The sequence below is a fragment of the Arachidicoccus sp. genome, from assembly GCF_050436765.1.
In the GTDB taxonomy this organism is placed as follows: domain Bacteria; phylum Bacteroidota; class Bacteroidia; order Chitinophagales; family Chitinophagaceae; genus Arachidicoccus.
Map to the genome: position 1 here is coordinate 6,252 of NZ_JBNQGD010000397.1, position 6,070 is coordinate 12,321.

Sequence of the window (6,070 nt, forward strand, 5' to 3'; positions counted from 1 at the left end):
AAAATAGTTGAACCAAATCAATTACTTTCGCCTTTCTTAAATTTAATTTATATGAGAAAAATTATTTTTGTTGTTATTTTAATGACTACATCTATTGGGATGCAAGCACAAACCGTGAAAAAACATACACCCACAAAATCAACCATACATGCCATCGCTCCAATTATCCACCTTAGAAATTATACGGACACACTCAGTTATGCGTTAGGTATGAGCTTGGCAAAATTTTATCAAAATCAAGGAGCCAAAGATATCAACACGACGATATTGAGTGCGGCCGTAAAAACTGTATTAAAAAATAATAATACTTTACTTACAGATGAACAAGTAAACGATATACTTACGAATGCTGAACAAAAATTTGCGCAGGAAAAAGCCGCTGCCGGTAAATCAGAAGGAGAAGCATTTTTATCTAAAAATAAATCTAAACCGGGTATAACGACATTGCCTGATGGCATTCAATATGAAATTTTGCAAAAAGGCGCGGGCCCCATTCCTGCAGATAGTAATAATGTTAAAGTAAATTATTTAGGTGCCTTATTAGATGGCAAAGAATTTGACAATTCCTATAAGCGTAATGAGCCACTAGATATTAATGTTACCGACGTAATTAAAGGTTGGACTGAGGTTTTAGAAAAAATGCCCGTCGGCAGTAAATGGCGTATTTGGGTTCCTTCTGATTTAGCTTATGGCGATCGTGGTGCTGGAAAAGCTATTCCTCCTGGTTCCACATTAATGTTTGAGATAGAATTATTGGGCATTAATCATTAGTTAAAAATATATCGGCTAAATTATTAAGAGATGCACTTGGGTTAACGGTTTGCATCTCTTTTTCGTTAGAAAACAAATTGTAGTGATTGCCCTCTACTTTCAGCCAAACAGTTTCTTATTTCTACTTTAACTAATATATATATATATTAGTCTGCAAATGCCGTTAGTCTGACGGTTGTTTGTTTACTCCACCGGTGAACGGTTTACGACTAAAATAAACCTATTCTTAAACTAGATTAAGATTAATTAATTTTTTGTTTAGGAACTTTGCATCATCCAAAAATAAAAAATTAAAAAAATGGCAAAGAGATTAAATATTAAACAATTGGAACCGCAAGCTTATCAAGGAATGTTCGCCTTAGAAGGTTATTTAGCAACGATAAAGCTTTCAAAAATACAAAAGGAGTTATTAAAAATTAGAGCATCTCAGATTAATGGTTGCGCCTATTGTCTGAATATGCATACTACCGATGCCCTTAAATATGGGGAGACTAACCAACGTATTTTCTTGTTGAATGCCTGGAGGGAAACTGATTTATTTACAGAAGAAGAAAAAGTTATTTTAGCAATGACTGAAGAAATTACACTCATTCATCAAGGCGGTTTATCTGAACAGACTTACCAAAAAGCAACACAGTTTTTCGATAAGAATCAAATTGCCCAAATTATCATGGCAATCGTGGCTATTAATGCCTGGAACAGAATTGCCATCAGTACCGAGATGGAATTAGGTGAATAGTTTTTAAAAAATATCTATATTTAGAAAGCAGAGGTATATAATTATTTCTGCTTTTTCATTAGCTTATTATTAGTTCTTTGTTTAATTAATCAAAAATATTTAGCTTTATAAAACCTTGTATCAACAGTTACCGACAGACAGTTGCAGCGACAGTTCGCGCATTCGAATCATCTGACCGGTTAATTTACTTCTATTGATAATTAATATTGTATGAGTTCTAAAGTTGATTGGTATTTTGATAAGGACCAGAAATGGCAAAAAGCAGTAAAACAATTGAGGAAAATCATTCTTGATTGTGGATTAACAGAAGAATTAAAATGGGGGTGTCCGTGCTATACCTTTCAAAACAGCAATATTGTTTTGATTCATGATTTTAAAGAATATTGTGCGTTGCTGTTTTTTAAGGGTTCACTATTAGAGGATAGTCACAAAATCTTGATACAGCAAACACAGAATGTACAAGCAGCACGTCAGATCAGGTTTACCAACGTGCAGGAAATATTGGAAAAGGTAGCGACATTGAAAGCCTATATTTATGAAGCTATAGAAGTGGAGAAAGCGGGATTGAAAGTGACACTAAAAGAGACTGCAGACTATACTATTCCAGTAGAATTTCAGCGTAAACTAAATAACAATAAGGCATTAAAATCAGCATTTCAATCGTTAACACCTGGAAGACAAAGGGCCTACATCCTTTATTTCTCCGCACCCAAACAGTCAAAAACAAAAGAATCAAGAATTGAAAAATGTATACAACCAATTCTTAGCGGAAAGGGTTTAAATGATTAAATTTTAGATCAAAATATTCACTTTTTGACGTTAAAAATAATCGCAGCAGGGCAGAAAAAGCCAAACATTTGCGGCGATTCTCATCTGGAGAATACATGGGGCGATATACCACAAATTCTCCAAATTAGTATTCATCAATCTTGCAAATGCTCCCTGCAAAAACTATAATACCAACACCAATTCTTTAAACAATCGCGTGAGTTTGGGTTCTGCTTCTTTTGCAGCCAGCAAAACTTCTTCGTGTGTAATAATGTCGTCGGTTTCTCGAATACCTAAATCAGTAACGATACTGATAGCAAACACTTTTATACCGGCGTGTACCGCAGCGATCGTTTCTTGTACAGTACTCATGCCTACGACATCTCCCCCTACTGCTTTTATAAGCTTATATTCAGCGCGTGTTTCAAAGGTTGGGCCGGTAACACCCATATAAACGCCCTCCTTCAATTGATAATTGTACTTCTCCCCAATTTCTTTCGCTGCAGCAATAATTTTTTTATCATAAGGCTCACTCATATCCGGGAATCTCAAACCTAGGGAATCTTCGTTTATTCCAATTAATGGATTATGTGTAAAAAGACTGATATGATCGTTGATAACAACCAAATCTCCCACTTTATAATGGGGATTAACACTTCCCGCTGCATTTGAAAGCAATAATGTTTCAATGCCTAACAATTTCATTGCTCGGATGGGATAAACAACTTGTGCGGGCGTGTATCCTTCGTAAAAATGAAATCGCCCAGCCATAGCCAGAACAGACACCTCATTCAATGTACCAAAAATTAACTTACCACTATGCCCAACGACAGTACTCACCGGAAAATGAGGAATCTCTGCGTAGGGTATTTCTTTTTCTATAACAATTTCCGAGGCTAGATTACCCAATCCACTTCCTAATACAATTCCGATAATGGGTTTTTCTTTACATTTATTTTGAATATACTTTACCGTTTCATTCAATTTATCCGTTAATTCAGACATACACTTTCATTTATTGTGCGACAAATGTAAATAATTTGCACTTCTAAAACAGTTTATTGGCTATTAACAAAGAAAGGTTGATGAAATAAATCATCAACCCCTTCAAATAAAATAAAATACTTTGAATTAATCTATAGTATAAGCCAACCGTAAGCCCAAAAATCCCAATGTCCGTGCATCACCATTTGACTTGTTGTATCCTGTAGAAAGCGCTTCGTATCTAAATCCAATGTCAAAATTACGGTTAACCATTACCCCTATTTGTCCTGCGTAGGTAAGAGAACTACTATTTTTGGTAATTCTTTCATTTTCTGAATTGGTAGATATGGCCACCCCAATTTGAGGCTCTACATAAAATTGACCAGCACTAAAGCGAACACCAGCTTTAATAGGTACAAACCCTTGCGCTTTTGGTGTAAAATCTACACCGGCGACTGTTGTTTTTTTGCCCCAAAAATTATTATAACCTGCGGATAAAGTAAATGCAATGGATTCATCAAAATTATACGCATATTTTAAATTCCCACCAAGCCCAAATGAATAACCATCACTAAAATTACCCACCGGCAACATGGGACTAATGCCTATACTAAATTCTGAGCCAATAGGCCTTTCATAAGTTTGCGCTTTAGTGGTGGCAAATACAAATAAACCACCCACTAATAATAACATTACTTTTTTCATAGTTTTAAAGTTTTGTTTAACTAGTAGTATAGCCAAAGTAGTGCCAAATTCCTTAATTATGAAAAATGAAATCCAAAAATTAGAAAGGTAGGTCGTCCACTACATCACCTGGATCCGCATCTGGAACGAAATCGGACTTCGGACTAGCAGTGGCTTGCTGCATATTTTGGCTTAAGCTGCCAGCTGGTTCAATTCGCCATGCGTCCAAATTGGTAATATAATTTTCACGACCATCACGACTCCACTTCGACCCCTTTAAATTGAAAGAAACCTTTAATTCGTCGCCAATATTAAATTTATCAGGCAGGGCCGTTTTGTCTTGTACACACTGAAATTTAATGTAATTAGTTATAATTCGGCCTCCAATGTCATCAGATTTCTCGATCACAAATTCCCTTGTCTTAAAAGTTTCTGAACGCTGCATCGTATCATACTTTGCGACTAATTTGCCAATTGCTTCGTAAGCCATTTTTTAAATTTAATTATTTGATAAAATATAAACTCAGAATAAAGATATTCTTATTTTAATTCCGCTTGTTGGGTTACATTTTTCCTTCTACTAATTTCTTTATTTATTAAAGAAAGTTCACGACTTGTCTGTCCCTTTACACTGCTGTTTTCCTGGGCACGGCGCATCAAGTAAGGTATTACATCCCGAATTGGGCCAAATGGTAGATATTTACTTACGGAAAAGCCATTTTTGGCCAAATTAAAGGTCATATTATCATTCATTCCATATAACTGTGAAAAATGCACATTAGGATGATTGCGCTGAAGTCCTTTTTCCTCCAATTGTTCAGCCGCTTTTAAAGCGCTTAATTCATTATGAGTAGCTATCACATAAGAGACTGTTTCTATATTGTCAAAACAATACTTTACGGCCAGGTTGTAATCCAAATCAGTCGCTTCTTTATTTTTTTGTATAGGCGAAGAATAACCTTTATCCATAGCTCTTGCACGTTCCTTTTCCATATAGGCACCGCGCACCAGTTTTACGGCTAAAATAAAGTTTTGTTGACGTGCGATATCATGTGACATTTTCAAAAATTGCAATCTGTCTTGCCTATACAATTGAATTGTATTATATACCAATGGTTTTTCAGTATTATACAGTTCCATCATTTCCATCGTAATACGGTCAATAGGATCTTGAATCCAACTTTCTTCAGCATCTACCAATATACCGATATTTGTCTCTTTAGCTACATCACAAATACGAACTAAACGCTCACGTACTTTTGCCCATTCTATTTCTTGCATTTCATTATCGTGAACCCCACTACGCAATCTTGGGGCCTCATTTAATTTCTCCAAGAGTTTAAACCTTGCTAGTCCAGTGATTTTGATGGCTATCAAAGGGATATTTTTTTGGGTTGCTGCAAAACGTATAACACGTATAAATTCTTCGGTAGCATGTTCAAAACTTTCTTCTGATTCTTTCCCTTCGACACCATAATCAAGTATGGCAGATACATTATATTCGTTCAACATATTACAAACCCTACCAGTTTCTTCCAAAGTTTCACCTCCAACAAACTGTTTAAAAATGGTCTTTCTAATAAGTCCATTAATAGGTAATCCTGTCTTTACTAAAAAAGGAGTAAATCGTGTGCCTAAGGATGATAGCAACGAGTAACTCATGGCAGAAAACAAATTTTTAGCAGATTTTAAATCTTTGTCGGACTTGTACGCAAATGCAATTTCTGTATTATCGAAAGAAATACTCATATAAAGAATGATATTTGTGCGCAAATATCGAACAAAAGGATCTAAAATTCAAAAGTAAAAATCAGTTAATTGCAACAAAAAGGATGTAATTCAATTTTTTATTTCTTTTAAGAAGCATCGGAGCTCCTTTTTAAATCAGTCCCGGTTAACCGTGGCCTATATGTTGACGGCGGAAGGCTAAAATGAGTCGTTTTGTCGCTATATTGATATTAGTATTTTTTAAATAAAAAGAATTAGTCTGAGCGTGCGGCAGCCCGCTCAAATGATATTTTGAACGCTCCTTATCTCCAACTTTATATATCTTTGCATACACAAATGAGCAAAAATCCTAAGAAAAAGAAGTTCGATTTATCCCTACTTCGCAAAGTTTTTATT

7 protein-coding genes are annotated in these 6,070 nt (G+C 35.2%); 3 read left to right on the forward strand and 4 right to left on the reverse strand.

Going from position 1 to position 6,070, the window contains the following annotated elements:
- The 3 genes from ACQR30_RS16560 to ACQR30_RS16570 form a co-directional block, all read left to right on the forward strand.
- On the forward strand, window positions 1–771 hold a 771-nt coding region (locus tag ACQR30_RS16560; protein ID WP_429736868.1), incomplete at its 5' end, for an FKBP-type peptidyl-prolyl cis-trans isomerase.
- A gap of 298 nt (window positions 772–1,069) precedes the next feature.
- The gene (locus ACQR30_RS16565; RefSeq protein WP_429736869.1) at window positions 1,070–1,510 is read left to right on the forward strand and encodes a carboxymuconolactone decarboxylase family protein; all 441 of its coding nucleotides are present in this window, start codon (window positions 1,070–1,072) and stop codon (window positions 1,508–1,510) included.
- A 210-nt stretch (window positions 1,511–1,720) separates the two neighbouring features.
- The gene (locus ACQR30_RS16570) at window positions 1,721–2,299 is read left to right on the forward strand and encodes a YdeI/OmpD-associated family protein (RefSeq protein ID WP_429736870.1); all 579 of its coding nucleotides are present in this window, start codon (window positions 1,721–1,723) and stop codon (window positions 2,297–2,299) included.
- 162 nt (window positions 2,300–2,461) lie between these two features.
- Here ACQR30_RS16570 and ACQR30_RS16575 read toward each other — a convergent pair whose 3' ends face one another.
- From ACQR30_RS16575 to ACQR30_RS16590, 4 genes are all read right to left on the reverse strand, one after another.
- Window positions 2,462–3,283 (reverse strand): purine-nucleoside phosphorylase, encoded by an 822-nt coding sequence (locus tag ACQR30_RS16575; protein WP_429736871.1) that lies wholly within the window; start codon window positions 3,281–3,283, stop codon window positions 2,462–2,464.
- Window positions 3,284–3,409: 126 nt separating this feature from the next.
- Window positions 3,410–3,967 carry an outer membrane beta-barrel protein gene (locus ACQR30_RS16580; RefSeq protein WP_429736872.1) on the reverse strand — a complete coding sequence of 186 codons (558 nt, stop codon included), beginning with the start codon at window positions 3,965–3,967 and terminating at the stop codon, window positions 3,410–3,412.
- Between the two features lie 79 nt (window positions 3,968–4,046).
- On the reverse strand, window positions 4,047–4,436 hold the full coding sequence (locus tag ACQR30_RS16585) for a DUF3127 domain-containing protein (protein ID WP_429736873.1): 390 nt from the start codon (window positions 4,434–4,436) through the stop codon (window positions 4,047–4,049).
- Window positions 4,437–4,486: 50 nt separating this feature from the next.
- On the reverse strand, window positions 4,487–5,695 hold the full coding sequence (locus ACQR30_RS16590; protein WP_429736874.1) for a proline dehydrogenase family protein: 1,209 nt from the start codon (window positions 5,693–5,695) through the stop codon (window positions 4,487–4,489).
- Between the last annotated feature and the right edge of the window lie 375 nt (window positions 5,696–6,070).

Excerpts from the sequence above, each read along its gene's own strand:
- ACQR30_RS16570 (WP_429736870.1), top strand. The coding sequence starts at position 1,721 with ATGAGTTCTAAAGTTGATTGGTATTTTGATAAGGACCAGAAATGGCAA.
- ACQR30_RS16585 (WP_429736873.1), bottom strand. The coding sequence starts at position 4,436 with ATGGCTTACGAAGCAATTGGCAAATTAGTCGCAAAGTATGATACGATG.
- ACQR30_RS16565 (WP_429736869.1), top strand. The coding sequence starts at position 1,070 with ATGGCAAAGAGATTAAATATTAAACAATTGGAACCGCAAGCTTATCAA.
- ACQR30_RS16580 (WP_429736872.1), bottom strand. The coding sequence starts at position 3,967 with ATGAAAAAAGTAATGTTATTATTAGTGGGTGGTTTATTTGTATTTGCC.
- ACQR30_RS16590 (WP_429736874.1), bottom strand. The coding sequence starts at position 5,695 with ATGAGTATTTCTTTCGATAATACAGAAATTGCATTTGCGTACAAGTCC.
- ACQR30_RS16575 (WP_429736871.1), bottom strand. The coding sequence starts at position 3,283 with ATGTCTGAATTAACGGATAAATTGAATGAAACGGTAAAGTATATTCAA.